The organism is uncultured Granulicatella sp. (assembly GCF_963528195.1).
Classification (GTDB): domain Bacteria; phylum Bacillota; class Bacilli; order Lactobacillales; family Aerococcaceae; genus Granulicatella.
Genome location: NZ_CAURVN010000009.1, coordinates 19,467 through 35,935, shown reverse-complemented (window position 1 = coordinate 35,935; position 16,469 = coordinate 19,467). Strand labels below are relative to the sequence as shown.

Annotated in this window: 11 protein-coding genes; 10 read left to right on the top strand and 1 reads right to left on the bottom strand. The window is 35.4% G+C overall.

Annotated features, from left to right (window positions below; all coding sequences use genetic code 11):
• Positions 1-27: 27 nt before the first annotated feature.
• The gene (locus tag RWR88_RS04245) at positions 28-708 is read right to left on the bottom strand and encodes a M15 family metallopeptidase (protein ID WP_314450798.1); all 681 of its coding nucleotides are present in this window, start codon (positions 706-708) and stop codon (positions 28-30) included.
• Positions 709-917: 209 nt separating this feature from the next.
• Between RWR88_RS04245 and guaB the strand changes: the two genes are divergently transcribed.
• From guaB to rpoB, 10 genes are all read left to right on the top strand, one after another.
• Positions 918-2,396 carry an IMP dehydrogenase gene (guaB, locus tag RWR88_RS04240; protein ID WP_314450797.1) on the top strand — a complete coding sequence of 493 codons (1,479 nt, stop codon included), beginning with the start codon at positions 918-920 and terminating at the stop codon, positions 2,394-2,396.
• Between the two features lie 541 nt (positions 2,397-2,937).
• On the top strand, positions 2,938-3,399 hold the full coding sequence (locus tag RWR88_RS04235; protein ID WP_314450796.1) for a DNA starvation/stationary phase protection protein: 462 nt from the start codon (positions 2,938-2,940) through the stop codon (positions 3,397-3,399).
• Positions 3,400-3,544: 145 nt separating this feature from the next.
• A complete protein-coding gene (locus RWR88_RS04230) occupies positions 3,545-4,891 on the top strand; it encodes an MATE family efflux transporter (protein WP_314450795.1) in 1,347 nt (448 codons plus the stop codon).
• A 170-nt stretch (positions 4,892-5,061) separates the two neighbouring features.
• On the top strand, positions 5,062-5,550 hold the full coding sequence (queF, locus tag RWR88_RS04225) for a preQ(1) synthase (protein WP_314450794.1): 489 nt from the start codon (positions 5,062-5,064) through the stop codon (positions 5,548-5,550).
• An 11-nt stretch (positions 5,551-5,561) separates the two neighbouring features.
• Entirely contained in the window at positions 5,562-6,206 is a 645-nt protein-coding gene (gene queC, locus RWR88_RS04220; RefSeq protein ID WP_314450793.1) for a 7-cyano-7-deazaguanine synthase QueC, read from the top strand.
• The gene (locus tag RWR88_RS04215) at positions 6,206-6,679 is read left to right on the top strand and encodes a QueT transporter family protein (RefSeq protein ID WP_314112042.1); all 474 of its coding nucleotides are present in this window, start codon (positions 6,206-6,208) and stop codon (positions 6,677-6,679) included. Before queC ends, RWR88_RS04215 begins: the two co-directional genes overlap by 1 nt.
• A gap of 746 nt (positions 6,680-7,425) precedes the next feature.
• Positions 7,426-10,104 (top strand): pneumococcal-type histidine triad protein, encoded by a 2,679-nt coding sequence (locus RWR88_RS04210; RefSeq protein WP_314450792.1) that lies wholly within the window; start codon positions 7,426-7,428, stop codon positions 10,102-10,104.
• A gap of 709 nt (positions 10,105-10,813) precedes the next feature.
• The gene (locus tag RWR88_RS04205) at positions 10,814-11,602 is read left to right on the top strand and encodes an alpha/beta hydrolase (protein ID WP_314450791.1); all 789 of its coding nucleotides are present in this window, start codon (positions 10,814-10,816) and stop codon (positions 11,600-11,602) included.
• A gap of 389 nt (positions 11,603-11,991) precedes the next feature.
• Positions 11,992-12,279, top strand: a complete 288-nt coding sequence (locus tag RWR88_RS04200; RefSeq protein ID WP_314450790.1) for a hypothetical protein — start codon at positions 11,992-11,994, stop codon at positions 12,277-12,279.
• A 513-nt stretch (positions 12,280-12,792) separates the two neighbouring features.
• Positions 12,793-16,434 (top strand): DNA-directed RNA polymerase subunit beta, encoded by a 3,642-nt coding sequence (gene rpoB / locus RWR88_RS04195; RefSeq protein WP_314450789.1) that lies wholly within the window; start codon positions 12,793-12,795, stop codon positions 16,432-16,434.
• The last annotated feature ends 35 nt before the right edge of the window (positions 16,435-16,469 follow it).

Here is a 16,469-nt window from a genome sequence, read left to right as displayed (position 1 = left end):
TAATGATTAACGGCTTTTTCTTTAGTATCAGTCAGCGTAATTGCCACCTTCTACACCAAAATATTCTTCTAATGTTTGTTTTGAAGTATAGATTTTTTCTGCAATATCTCCTACATATCTTAAATGCCAGGCTTCCGCTTGATAACCAGTAATGGCTTCTTTCCCTTCTAGGAATCTTACAATAAAGCCATATTTATGAGCGTGGCTATGCAACCATTCAATAGCTTTCTCATCTTGAGGATTTTCTCCTAATAAACCACCAGAACCATTTAAAATATCAAAAGCAAGACCAGTTTGATGTTCGCTGTATCCTGGACGAGCAGAATAAGTATCTGCTGCTTCTTTTCCATCTTTATTCACATAGTTTTGATAAAGCTGAGTTTGGTAGTCGTAGGAACGAAATCCACTATATTGATTACTAATACTGAAACCTAACTCTTGCATTTTTTGAATAAGCTCTCTCACTTTTTCTCCAGCAATTGGATTTTCTCCTGGATTATAATCAGCAGGAAGTTTGTGTTTCTTGTTAACGACCATTTGAATGCCTAATGATAGATCTGCTTCTCCATTACTTTTTTGAGTCGTTACAGTAGTTTGTTCAGTTGTAGCAGTCGCTTGAGTGCTTTCTATTTTGTTTTCTGTTGTAGTAGAGTGACAAGCTGTTAAAAATGCTAGACTTGCTACCATATAAATGAATTTTTTCATCATTATCCCCCTTTATTTATAGTATTTATTGTAGCACAGATATCGAAATGAAAACATGTAGAAATGAAATTTAAGAAAACAAGAATATTTTTATTACAAATGACAAATAATGTTCATAAATTAACCGTTTTCTAATGAAAAACTACTTGAATTTTATTCAGTTCATGGTATAGTAGCTATTAAAAAATTATCGATTCTAGGAGGTCTCCAATATGTCCATGTGGGAAACGAAGTTTCAAAAAGAAGGTTATACGTTTGATGATGTACTCTTAATTCCAGCAGAAAGTCATGTACTACCAAATGATGTGGATTTACAAGTACAACTTGCAAAGAATTTATTGTTAAAAATTCCATTGATGAGTGCTAGTATGGATACTGTTACCGATTCAACAATGGCGATTGCAATTGCTCGTCAAGGTGGCTTAGGCGTTATTCATAAAAATATGTCGATTGAAGCCCAAGCTGAAGAAGTTCATAAAGTGAAACGTTCTGAAAGTGGCGTTATTTTAAATCCATTTTTCTTAACTCCGAAACATTCTGTGCAAGAAGCAGAAGACTTAATGGCAAAATATCGTATTAGTGGGGTTCCAATTGTGGAATCATTTGATAATCAAAAACTAGTCGGTATTTTAACAAATCGTGATTTACGTTTTATTACAGACTATTCGATTGAAATTAAAGAAGTAATGACAAAGGAACCATTAATTACAGCACCAGTGGGAACTTCTTTAAAAGAAGCAGAAAGCATTTTACAAAGACATAAAATTGAAAAACTTCCATTAGTAGATGAAAAAGGAAATTTATCAGGATTAATTACTATTAAGGATATTGAGAAAGTTATCGAATTCCCAAATTCGGCAAAGGATCAGCATGGACGATTATTAGTAGCGGCAGCAGTCGGTATTACTTCTGATACTTTTGAACGTGCGAAAGCATTATTAGAAGCAGGAGTAGATGCGATTGTCATTGATACAGCACATGGACATAGTGCAGGAGTCATCCGTAAAATTAAAGAAATTCGTGAAACATTCCCAGATGCAACATTAATTGCGGGAAATGTGGCTACAGCTGAAGGTACTCGCGCTTTATTCGAAGTGGGAGTGGATGTTGTAAAAGTAGGGATTGGACCGGGTTCTATTTGTACGACTCGTGTGGTAGCAGGAGTTGGTGTACCTCAAGTAACTGCAATCTATGATGCTGCGACAGTTGCAAGAGAATATGGAAAAGCGATTATTGCAGATGGAGGAATTAAATATTCAGGAGATATTGTGAAGGCAATTGCTGCTGGTGGACATGTTGTGATGTTAGGTAGTTTATTAGCAGGAACTGATGAGTCGCCAGGTGAATTTGAGATTTATCAAGGACGTCGTTTTAAAACGTATCGTGGAATGGGTAGTTTAGCGGCGATGGAAAATGGTTCAAGTGATCGTTATTTCCAATCTAAAAATGAAGCGAATAAGCGTGTTCCAGAAGGAATTGAAGGTCGTGTAGCTTATAAAGGTGCTGCTAGTGATATTATTTATCAAATGATTGGTGGTTTGCGTTCTGGTATGGGTTATGTTGGAGCGCATAATTTAGAGGAGCTTCGTGAAAATACGCAATTTATTCGTATGAGTGGTGCTGGATTAAGAGAGAGCCATCCGCATGATATACAAATTACCAAAGAAGCGCCTAATTATTCAGTCCAGTAATGGCGTAAATTGGACTTTGTCTGTAGTAGTAAGGGACGCTAGTAGCCTCGCCTTGCGAGTCTCTTAGCTAAAAATCGAGCCTAGGTCTCGATTTTCCCCGAGTAAGAGTAACCCTATTGGTTACTCTTACGTTTACTACTACGAAAAGTCCATTTCTTTGGACGTGTGTGTATGAGAGTGCGGTGAAAGAGATTGGACTTTGTCTAGCTGTAGCGAAGCACGCAAGCAGCCTCGCTATTGCGAGTCTTATTGCTAAAACTTGAGCCTAAGGTCTCAAGTTTTCCTGTACTAGAAGCCAGTGTGGCTTCTAGTACTAACGCTACTACGAAAAGTCCATTTCTTTGGACGTGGGTTTACGAGGGTACGGTGAAAAGATTGGACTTTATCTTGCTGTATCGAGGGGTATAAGTAGTATATGTATTTGTTATTATAGTGTGTTTTTTATAGCAAAAAAATATATAAAAATTTTAAAATTATGAGCATTCTAGTTTAGAATTATTCTATTCTGTGATATACTTTATTCATAAAGGAGGAATGACAAATGTCAAAAGAAAAAACAAAATTAGTATTAAATCAATTAGTAGCTGACTTAAGCCAACAAGCAGCAATTATTCACCAAGTACACTGGTATATGCGTGGACGTGGATTTATAACATTACACCCAGCAATGGATAAATTAATGGATGAAATTAACGCTCAATTAGACGAAGTATCAGAACGCTTAATCATTATTGGGGGAGCACCATATTCAACATTACGTGAATTTGCAGATAACACTAAAATTCAAGATATTCCTGCATCTTACGAACGTTCAATTGATGAATGGGTAAGACATTTATTAGTAGGATATGAATACTTAATAGGTTTATACCAAGAAGGTATAGAAACAGCTGGAGAAGAAGGCGATGATGTATCACAAGATATCTGCATCGGCTTCAAAGGTGATATTGAAAAAGTCATTTGGATGCTACGTGCACACCTAAACGAAGCACCTGGAATCTAATCAATTCAAACAAAAAAAGGATGAGTCACTCATCCTTTTTTTGTTTGGAGTTATACAATCATTTGAAAGAAATTCATCAAAAGTATAGAATAGTTTAAGAGAAAATGATTTAGAAGAAATAGATACATGATAAAAGGAGGATGAGATGAATTCAAAGGCGTTTTATCAACAAATGTTTGCGATTGCGATTCCTGTTGCGTTGCAAAGTTTACTAACTTCATTTTTGAACACATTAGATACGATGATGATTTCCTCTCTTGGAGATGCGAGTATTGCGGGTGTGGGGTTAGCAAATCAGGTGTTTTTCTTATTTACATTGATTTGTTTTGGGATTAACACAGGTTCCTCCGTTTTATTCGCTCAATATTGGGGTGTGAGGGATGTTCCTCAAGTTCGAAAAATTAATCAGGCAAGTTTAATGTTGTCTACAGCGATTTCTGTAGCATTTATGTTTGTTGCCATGTTATTTCCTTATGGAATTTTAGAATTATTTACGAAGGACGCAGCTGTTGTTCAAGCAGGTGGGGACTATTTACGTGTAGCTGCCTTAACATATGTTATAACGGCATGGAGTTTTTCTTTAGGGAGTGCTTTAAGAAGTACGGGAAATCCAAAAGTTCCATTAGTAGCAACGATGAGTAGTTTTGTTGCCAATGCTTTCTTCAATTATATTTTTATTTTTGGGAAATTAGGATTGCCAGCAATGGGAGTTGTCGGAGCAGCATTAGGAACGGTTGTAGCGAGACTGATTGAAATTGGCGTGTTAGTGTTTGTCATCAAGCGATATCAAGGTCCACTTCAAATTCCGATTCGACATTTGCAAAAAATTCCAAAAGAGTTTTGGACAGTTTATTGGAAGACAACTTTGCCAGTTATTGTCAATGAAACTTTTTGGGCATTAGGGCAAGTATTTTATAATGCAGCTTATGCGATGGTTGGAACGCAAGCGACTGCAGCGGTGCAAATTGCGGTTGCGATTCAAGGCTTAGCCTTTGTTATCGTCCGTGGACTAGGAAGTAGTTGTAGTATTATGCTTGGACAAAGTATTGGGAAAAATAAAATTGATCGAGCAAAAAAAGATGCGAATCGATTTATTATTTTATCCATTATAACGGGTGTAGTTATTGGTGCCATTGAAAGTTTAACGCCACAATGGACATTATTATTATTTGGACATATTAGTCCAGAAGTGTATACTCTTGGTCAACAACTATTACAAGTAATGGGTGTTATTTTCATTTTAAAAACAATTAATTCCATTATTGTTGTAGGAGTATTAAGAGGTGGTGGCGATACTCATTATGGAATGAAATTAGAAATGAGTTGTGTCTGGTTAGTCGGTGTCCCATTATCTCTTTTAGCAGCGGGAGTGTGGCATTTACCAGTTACCTTAGTTGTCATTTGTGCAGGAATGGAAGAAGTGACAAAAGTAGTCGTAGGACTTTATCGTGTTTATTCTCAAAAATGGATTCATCATTTAGTTCAAGACTAGTCAATCTATATAATTTATGGTAAACTACTTGTCAGACAGTTCGTAACCATCCTGTCTATAAACAAAACTAGGGCTTATTTGAACATGAAATGATCAATCAATTCCTGGAAAACGATGGTGTTTTTCAGGGATTTTTTTATGTCTAAAGAGTCCGGAAAGAAGGAATAACAATGAGAAAAAACGAAGAAATGGGAGAAATTACACACTTAGGAAGTAAAACAGTTTATCGTGATGATTATGCACCAGAAGTGCTAGAGTCATTCCCAAATAAACATCCGGAAAATGATTATTTTGTAAAATTTAATTGTCCAGAATTTACTTCATTATGTCCAATTACAGGTCAACCTGACTTTGCGACAATTTATATTAGCTATGTTCCAGGAGAACGTATGGTAGAAAGTAAGTCTTTAAAATTATACTTATTTAGCTTTAGAAATCGTGGAGATTTCCATGAAGACTGCATGAATATCATTATGAAAGATTTAGTAAAATTAATGGATCCAAAATATATTGAAGTTTGGGGCAAATTTACGCCACGTGGAGGAATCTCAATTGATCCATATTGTAATTATGGAAAACCAGGTACTAAATGGGAACAAGCGGCAGATCACCGTATGATGAATCATGATTTATATCCTGAAAAAGTGGATAACCGTTAAGGAGAATCAGGATGAAATTAGTATTATTAAGTGGTGGAGTCGATAGTTCGACTGCATTAGCGCTAGCTTTGAGTCAAGATTCTCAGGTTGAAGCTATTTCATTTTCATATAATCAAAAGCATAAGGAATTGGAATTAGAAGCTGCTAGAAAAATTGCAGCCTATTACAAAGTTCCACATCAAATTTTAGAGGTTACTTCTGTGTTTTCTGGAAGCAAATCTTCTTTAAATGCTGGAAATGATATAGAAGTCAGTACAGGAGATTATGCAACTCAAACAGAAGTAAATACAGAAGTGGAATTTCGTAATGGAATTTTTATTTCGATTTTAGCAGGAATTGCGATGCAAAAAGGAGCTTCAGAAATTTATTTTGGAGCACACTTGGATGATTCTGGAGTTATTTATCCAGACTGTTCGCCTGAATTTATTGAAGCAATGAATCAGGCTGTTCAATTAGGAAGTGGAGGCAAAGTTCGATTGACTGCTCCATTTGGACAAGTGAAAAAGAAAGATATTGTCGCTAAAGGAGTCGAATTAGGAGTTCCTTATGAATTGACGTATAGTTGCTACAATGGCGTGTATCCTCCATGTGGGAAATGTGGAACTTGTATTGATCGAAACAAAGCCTTTTTAGCAAATGGATTGGAGATTTTATAGTGAATAAAAAACAAATTAGATTATTAACACAAAATACTTTAATAGGGGCATTATATGTTGTTTTAACATTAATTAATCCTATTTCTTACGGGATGTTTCAATTCCGTTTATCAACTTTATTAATGGGTGTGCCATTTTATAAACCGCAATTGTCATTAGGGATTTTAATCGGTGTAATGATTAGTAATATTCCAAGCCCTCTTGGACCGATTGATATTTTATCTGGATTTTTAATTCAGTCAGTGAGTTTATATGTTTTTAACCGTATTTTCAAAAATTCTTATGTGAAGAGTGCTGCATATGGAATTTGGTGTGGTTTTGTAGTAGCCGCAGCATTGTATTACTCATTACAAGTGCCATTCTGGCCTAGCGTATTTGGCGTAGCTGTGTCTAATATTTTATTTGCCTTCTTAGGTACTTTTATTGTTGAAAAATTCTTAAAAGGATTTTTAGATAAAACAGTAGTTGAATAGAAAACGATGAATATACTTCGAAACGTAATAGTGTTTCGAAGTCTTTTTTTGTTTGAACGTATGAGCTAAATGATGAAAGAAAAATTTTGTGTTAGCGAGGTCGCCAGCAGCCTCGTAAGCGAGTCTCATGGCTAAAATTTGAGCCTTGGTCTCAAATTTTACCTGTCATGGAAGCCAGGTGTGACTTCCATGACTTTCGCAACAAAAATTTTTCTTTCATCGTTTAGCTAAATTTTAAAACGTAGTGTAATTATTTTTTAGGAACTAATACATTTCAGTGAAAAAACGCAAAAATAATATAAAAGAAAGCAGAAAAATCTTTTTGTAGCGAAAGCAATAGAAACCAAGGGTTGGTTTCTATTGCAGGTAAAAATCGAGACCAAGGCTCGATTTTTAGCCAAGAGACCCATAGGGGCTACTGGCGACCTCTCAAACAAAAAAGCATTTTTCTGCTTTCTTTTATTACGTGTTCAAAAAACATTGACAGAAAGATAAAAGGAGTGTAAAGTTATAAAACGTAAAGATTACGTTTTATAGAAGAGGGAGATAGAATGAAAATTCATAAAAAATCATTACTAATTGGGAGTGCAAGCCTTGTTTTATTGGGAGGTTGTTCACTGTTTAATACTTAAAATACAAGTCAGCAAACAGAATCAGAAACGACAACAACAGAAATTTCAAAAGCTGATTTAGCAAAATTTGAAAAAATTGCTGAAGAAGTAAAAGAAAACAAACCAAAAACAATTGTGGGAGAAGTATTCGAAAATGGATACTTAAAAAAACATGGAGATCACTATCATTTTGTATACGGAGCTCCACCAGCAGATGCTATCTATGAACAAAAAACTTCTACTACGAAAGCCATTAGTTCTGCAGATGACGGATATGTGTTTAATCCAAATGACATTGTAGAAGAAAATGAAATGGGATATGTCGTTCGTCACGGAGATCATTACCATTTTATTTATAAAAATAATGCCCAACAAACACTTGCTACAACACTTGCTACAAATCCGGTAGCACATGAACATCATGAAGAAGTTGAAGATGGCTATGTTTTTGATAAAAAAGATGTTGTTAGCGAAACTGAAACAGGGTATATCGTTCGTCATGGAGACCATTTCCATTATATTTATAAAGATAAACAAGGAAATCCTGTAGTAACTGCTGAACATCACGACCATGAAAGTGAACACCATGATCATGAGGGTGAGAAACATGAGCACGAAGGTGAACACGATGATCATGACCATGATGGGTATGTATTTGACAAGAAAGATATTGTAAGTGAAACAGCAGAAGGTTATGTAGTTCGACATGGAGACCACTTCCATTTTATTTATAAAAATCAAGTGAATCCTGAAAGCACACAGCCTGATACTGTTACATCAACGATTGGAAAAGTTGAAAGGGTAGAAAAGGAACTACATGGTTTAACAGGAGGAAGTGCAACAAAACCTACGACTCCTGAAACAAAACCAAACACTGAAGCTCCAACTACACAGCCAAAAGAAAAACAATTTGCCGGAATTCATTATAGAACAAGTGACGGATTTTTATTTGATGGAAATCATATTATTGGAACATCAGGAGAAAATTTATTAGTAGCTCATAATGGGAATATGAAAGATATTCATGTGATTCCATTTGAACAATTAGTCCATACAAAATGGGAAAATTTAATTCCTAAAGAACATTTAGAAGCAGCTAAAGTACGCTATGATGGGACTGCAACGGCACCTAAAGAGGAACATCACCATGATGATACAACGAAACCTGCAGAAATGAGTGAGTTAGATAAAAAAATCGAAGAAAAAATTGCAGGTATTATGAAACAATACGGTGTAAAACGTGAAAGTATTGTAGTCAATAAAGAAAAAAATGCCATTATTTATCCACACGGAGATCACCATCACGCTGATCCAATTGATGAACATAAACCAGTTGGAATTGGGCACTCTCATAGCAATTATGAACTCTTTAAACCAGAAGAAGGAGTTGCTAAAAAAGAAGGGAATAAAGTTTATACAGGTGAAGAATTAGCAAGTGTTATAAAATTATTGAAAAATAATACATTTAACAACCAAAACTTTACATTAGCAAATGGACATAAACGTGTGTCCTTCAGTTTCCCTCCAGAATTAGAGAAAAAATTAGGAACAAATATGATGGTGAAACTAACGACTCCAGATGGAAAAACGATTGAAAAATTATCAGGAAAAGTATTTGGTGAAGGTGTCGGTAATATTGCTAATTTTGAATTAGATAAACCATATTTACCAGGAGAAACATTTAAATACACGATTACTTCAAAAGATTATCCAGAAGTAAATTATGAAGGAACATTTACAGTTCCATCATCATTAGCTTATAACATGGCAAGCCGTACGATTTTCTATCCATTCCATGCGGGGGATACTTATTTAAGAGTGAAACCTCAATATGCAGTACCAAAAGGGACTGATGCTTTAGTCAGAGTATTTGATGAATTTCATGGAAATGCATACTTAGAAAATAACTACAAAGTCGGTGAAATTAAACTTCCTATTCCAAAATTAAATCAAGGAACTACGATGACAGCAGGAAATAAAATTCCGGTAACTTTCATGGCAAATGCTTATTTAGAAAATCAATCATCTTATATTGTAGAAGTGCCGATTTTAGAGAAAAATAATCAAACAGAGAAACCTGGAGTTTTATCACAATTTAAAGGACATGAAACAGAAGAAACTTCTAAGCCTGTAGAAAAAGGTGAAGAATCACCAAAAGAAACTGGAAAACCTGTAGAGAAAGTTGAAGGAAGTTCAACACCAACAGGCGAAGGATTAAAACCTGAGTCAGAAAAACCAAATGAGAATTCTATTTCTGAGCCAGGATTAGAAGAAGCACCAGCAGTAGATCCAGTACAAGAAAAGATTGCGAAATTTGCTGCTAGTTACGGATTAGGATTAGATAGTGTCATTTTCAATATGGATGGAACAATTGAATTACGTTTACCAAGTGGAAAAGTCGTTAAAAAGAATATGGCAGATTTTACAGGAGAAGTACCTCAAGGAAATATTGAAAATAAACCATCTGGAAATGCAGAAGTGCCTACTGGAAAAGTTGAAAACCAACTAACAGAAAATAAACCAGCAGATTCTTTACCAGAGCCTCCAAAACCGAATGAAAAACCTGTGAAGCCAGAAAATTCAACAGATAATGGAATGTTAAATCCAGAAGGTAACGCAGGAGTTAATCCAATGCTAGACCCAATGTTGGAAGAAGCACCAGCAGTAGATCCAGTGCAAGAAAAAATTGCAAAATTTGCTGCTAGATACGAATTAGGATTAGATAGTGTTATCTTTAATATGGATGGAACTATTGAACTACGTTTACCAAGCGGAGAAGTTGTTAAAAAGAATATGTCTGATTTTACAGCATAATATATTGATGGAAAACGTCTAAATCGATGAAAAGATTTAGACGTTTTTCGTATATATAAAAGACGTATGAAATAGTAAACGATATTTTTTAAAATGCACGTATAGGCTAAAAGATGAAAGAAAAATTTTGTGTTAGCGAGGTCGCCAGCAGCCTCTACGAGTCTCATGGCTAAACTTTGAGCCTTGGTCTCAAAGTCTCCCTGTAAAGGAAGCCAGGCGTGGCTTCCATTACTTTCGCAACAAAAATTTTTCTTTCATCTTTTAGCTGAATTTTAAAACGTAGTGTAACTATTTTAAGTGTTCTTTAACAAAGTTTACTGAAGAAATGAAAAAAACTACTATCAAAAGTCGCTCAACCAGTTTGAAATGTTCTAGATTTATGCAACCTTACTAGAAATCTTAGAACTATGGAGAGCCACTCTTCAAATGGATGTGACGTATTCTTGAGAGCAGGGAAAAAGGCGTTTAATAGGTCGTAAATCGAAAAAAATCCATGTTTACAATAAAGAAAAAAATATGTTAAACTGACGGTATTTAAGGGGTTTCAAAAAACAATAACTATGTATATATAGTTAATGAAAGCAATAAAGTACTTCATTAGACTTTTTTAGCTAGTCTCGTGTTTAGAAAACAAAAAAATAAATTAAGTGTATAAGTTAGCGAATAATCTTATTAGCTAACAAATTTGAGTTTGTAGAGGTTTTGGAATATGATATTTCATGAATTTGGTGATAAAAAATTTCCACATATATTATTGATACACGGAGGAGGTAATTCCTGGTGGAATTATCTTCGGCAAGCTCGTATATTATCCGATAAATATCATGTGATATTACCAACACTTAATGGTCATGGAGAAGAATATCAAAAAGAGTATATTTCAACTGAAAATTCCGCACAGCAAATTATGGACTATATAAAAAATAATTGCGATGGAAAATTATTTGCAGTGGGCGGTGTTTCTTTGGGAGGTCAAATTGCCATTGAGTTATTATCGCTAAATAGTGATATAGCTCAGAAAGCAATAATAGATGGTAGTATTTGTATTCCTCAGCCCAAGCTGGCGAGGGTTAGTACAATTATTGTAAAATTATTCGGAAAACTTATGTTTAGCAAATATGCAAGTAAAATTCAGTTGAGTTTAATGAAAAAAATTTATCCCAATATGGCTTATTCGCAAGAAATAGAAGGCTATTATATGGAGGATATGCCAAGGATTCCGATTAAAACATTGGTGACTATGTATCAAACATATATGGGAGAATATAGGCTTAAATATTCTATTACAGAAAGTAAAGCACAGGTTCTATATATTTATGGTGAAAAAGAAATGGGTTGCATTAAGGAATCGGCTAAGCTATTTCAAAAAATGCATCCTAATTGTACTTTATATGAAGCAAAAGGATATAATCATGGTTATCTATCGGCTTATTTGCCTTTTGAGTGGATAGATTTGGTTAATCCATTTTTGGAGAACGATGTTCATCATAATAAATAAACTATGAAGTTATATAACAATGCCTAGGTTTATCGAGTTGGATAAAACTAAATCCAGGAAAATCCTAACTCTTGGTGCAGAAACAAAAAATTGTCAGTGAAAAACGAAAATATAATAGAAAAGAAAGCAGAAAAATCTTTTTGTAACGAAAGCAATAGAAGCCAAGGTGTGGCTTCTATTGCAGGTAAAAATCGAGACTTTAGGCTTGATTTTTAGCCAAGAGACTCGCAAGCGAGGCTACTGGCGACCTCGCAAACAAAAAGTATTTATCTGCTTTCTTTTTTACGTTCTAAAAATGGTTGACATATTCTTATTTGAATTGACAGAATAATAAAAGAATAGTAGTTTAATAGCACGAAAATTAGTAACATACGAAAGAGGATGGAATAATGACAAATACAATTAACGGACAAAAACTGACATTTCTAATTTCAGATGATCCTGTTTTGAGTTTAATGGTCACAGATGAAATCGTAACGGATATTCAAGTAGAAAGTGATTTTGATGCGGATATTATCTTGCCAAAAGCAAAACGAAACTATAATGGATTAGAACGCCACCTTCAATATTTATTGGCTACAAAAAAATCCTTACCGGAAATATTGGACCAAATTAAAGAAAAAGGATTTTCTACTCCTATTCACTACAATTTGAGAATTGACATAACAGACTGTTAGGGTTAGTGAAAAACGCAAATAGAATATAAAAGAAAGCAGAAAAATCTTTTTGTAGCGAAAGCAATAGAAGCCAGGGGATGGCTTCTGTTGCAGGTAAAAATCGAGACCGAGGCTCGATTTTTAGCCAAGAGACTCGCAAGCGAGGCTACTGGCGGCCTCGCAAACAAAAAGCATTTTTCTTCTTTCTTTTACTACGTAAAAAAATGTATGCACTTTCTTGCAAACGCACAAAGAAAGTCCTTCAAAACCTTGACAAATCGCCAATTTCACGCTAAAATAATGTAACGCAATAAGTGTAACTATAGTCTTACGGGAAACTGAAATATTGTCCAGAAATCCCGTGAATATTAGGAAAAACAAAAGAATGAGCGCTCTTTTTAATAAGGGATAAAGAAATTCTTTTGGTTTTTTTTTGTTCAAAAACGACTTTCAGGCGGCATTTGTTACGAAAATTTAACAATGTAATAAATTTGTAATATTTATTCATAAAATTATGATATAGGGGTGGAAGAGTTGGCACATCATGATGTGAAATACGGTAAACACCGTGTGCGTAGAAGTTATGCACGAATCAGTGAAGTATTAGAATTACCAAATCTAATTGAAATTCAAACTGATTCTTACCAATGGTTCTTAGATGAAGGGATTCGTGAAATGTTTAAAGACATCTCACCAATTGAAGACCATACAGGTAATTTATCATTAGAATTCTTAGATTATGAATTACATGCTCCAAAATACAATCTTGCAGAAGCAAGAAATCACGACGCAAATTATGCAGCACCAATTTATGTAAAAATGCGTTTAGTGAATAAAGAAACTGGAGAAGTAAAAGACCAAGAAGTCTTCTTTGGAGATTTCCCATTAATGACAGAAATGGGAACATTTATCATTAATGGTGCAGAACGTGTAATTGTATCTCAATTAGTACGTTCACCAGGTTCATACTTCCATGACCGCCCAGATAAAAATGGTAAAGCCTTATATGGCGCAACTTTAATTCCTAACCGTGGTGCATGGTTAGAATATGAATCAGATTCAAAAGACATTTCATATGTACGTATTGACCGTACTCGTAAAATTCCATTAACAGTATTAGTTCGTGCATTAGGTTTTGAATCAGATGACACAATTTTAGAAATCTTCGGTGAAAGTGAAACATTACGTTTAACATTAGATAAAGATGTTCATAAACGTATGGATGAATCACGTACAGAAGAAGCATTAAAAGACATTTATGACCGTCTACGCCCAGGTGAACCAAAAACAGCTGAAAGTTCACGTAACTTATTAACAGCTCGTTTCTTTGATCCACGTCGTTATGATTTTGCAGCAGTAGGTCGTTATAAAGTAAATAAAAAATTAAACTTAAAAACACGCTTATTAAATCAAACAATTGCTGAAAACATCGTACATCCTGAGACAGGAGAAATTGTTGTTGAAGCAGGAACAGTTCTTGAAAAAGAAATTATGGAAAAAGTGGCTCAAGCATTAGAAGCAGGAGCAAACTTATTTACATTATATCCTTCAAGTGAAGGGGTTATCCAAGAACCTGTAACAATTCAATCAGTTCAAGTATATTCACCAAAAGATCCTGAAAAAGTGATTAAAGTAATCGGAAATGCGAATATTCCAGATGAAATTAAATGTGTATCGGCAGCTGACGTTTTAGCTACAATCAGCTACTTCTTAAACTTATATGAAGGAATCGGCTCAACAGACGATATCGACCACTTAGGAAACCGTCGTATTCGTTCAGTTGGTGAATTATTACAAAATCAATTCCGTATCGGTTTATCTCGTATGGAACGTGTGGTTCGTGAACGTATGTCTATCCAAGATGTTGCGACAGTAACACCACAACAATTAGTAAATATTCGTCCTGTAGTAGCAGCGATTAAAGAATTCTTTGGTTCATCTCAATTATCTCAATTCATGGACCAAACAAACCCATTAGGAGAATTAACTCACAAACGTCGTCTATCAGCCTTAGGACCTGGTGGTTTGACTCGTGACCGTGCCGGATATGAAGTTCGTGACGTACACTATTCTCACTATGGTCGTATGTGTCCGATTGAAACTCCTGAGGGACCAAACATCGGTTTGATCAACAGTTTATCAACATACGCTAAAATTAATAAATATGGATTCGTTGAAACTCCATATCGTCGTGTAGACTGGAAAACTCATAAAGTAACAGATAAGATTGACTACTTAACAGCGGACGAAGAAGACCGTTATGTAGTAGCGCAAGCAAACTCTCCATTGAATGAAGATGGAAGCTTCGTAAACGATGTAGTAATGGCTCGTTACGTATCAGAAAACTTAGAAGTTCCTGTAGAACGTGTAGACTACATGGACGTATCTCCAAAACAAGTAGTTGCTGTTGCGACAGCATGTATCCCGTTCTTAGAAAACGACGACTCAAACCGTGCGTTAATGGGTGCCAACATGCAACGTCAAGCAGTTCCGTTATTAAATCCAAAAGCACCATTTATTGGTACAGGTATGGAATATGTAACAGCGCATGACTCTGGGGTAGCTTTACTATGTAAACGTGAAGGTGTCGTAGAATTTGTAGATGCAAATCAAGTACGTGTACGTACAGCAGATGGCTCATTAGACCAATATAATATTACTAAATTTCATGGTTCAAATGCTGGTATGTGTTATAACCAACGTCCAATCGTTTCAAAAGGCGATAAAGTAGATGTTGGTGAAATCTTAGCAGACGGTCCTTCAATGGAACAAGGTGAATTAGCATTAGGACAAAACGTTTTAGTAGCATTCATGACTTGGGAAGGATATAACTATGAGGATGCGGTTATCATGAGCGAACGTCTTGTAAAAGATGACGTATATACTTCAATTCATATTGATGACTATGATTCAGAAGCTCGTGATACAAAATTAGGACCAGAAGAAATTACCCGTGAAATTCCAAACGTTGGGGAAGATGCATTGAAGAACCTTGACGAAAACGGAATTATCCGTATCGGTGCGGAAGTTAAAGATGGGGATATCTTAGTTGGTAAAGTTACTCCTAAAGGATTAACAGAACAATCACCAGAAGAACGTTTATTACATGCAATCTTCGGTGAAAAAGCTCGTGAAGTACGTGATACTTCATTACGTGTTCCTCACGGAGGCGGCGGTATCGTTCGTGATGTACGTGTATTCACTCGTGCAGCAGGTGATGAATTAGCGCCAGGAGTAAACAAATTAGTTCGTGTATACATTGTTCAAAAACGTAAAATTAATGAAGGGGATAAGATGGCCGGACGTCACGGTAATAAAGGGGTAGTTTCTCGTATTATGCCGGAAGAAGATATGCCATTCTTACCAGATGGAACACCAGTTGACATCATGTTAAACCCATTAGGGGTACCATCACGTATGAACATTGGACAAGTATTAGAGTTACACTTAGGAATGGCAGCTCGTGAATTAGGCATTTACATCGCAACACCAGTATTTGATGGTGCGCAAGATGAAGATGTTTGGGGAACAGTTGCAGAAGCAGGTATGGCTCGTGATGCGAAAACAATTTTATATGATGGACGTACAGGTGAACCATTCGATAACCGTGTATCTGTAGGGGTAATGTACATGATTAAACTTGCCCACATGGTTGATGACAAACTTCATGCTCGTTCAATTGGACCATACTCATTAGTAACTCAACAACCTCTTGGAGGTAAAGCTCAGTTTGGTGGACAACGTTTCGGAGAGATGGAGGTATGGGCGCTAGAAGCATATGGTGCTGCATACACATTACAAGAAATCTTGACATACAAATCAGATGACGTTGTTGGTCGTGTGAAAACTTACGAATCAATCGTAAAAGGTCAACAAATTTCTAAACCAGGTGTACCTGAATCATTCCGCGTATTAGTAAAAGAATTACAAGCATTAGGTCTTGATATGAAAGTATTAGACGCAAATGATGAAGAAATTAAGTTAGAAGACATGGACGATGATGCTCGTATGAATTTCAATGATGTTGAAAAAATGAGCGAAAAAACACGTAAGTTAAATGAATATTCTGACCGTATTGCTGAACTTTCTGGAGAAAAAACAGAAGTAGTTGAACCAGCAGTAGAAGAAACTGAAGAAATTGAAGCTTCAGAAGATACAGAAGAAACTTTAGACTAAGAATAACTATTGGAATCGTAGGGCAATTCCAAAGA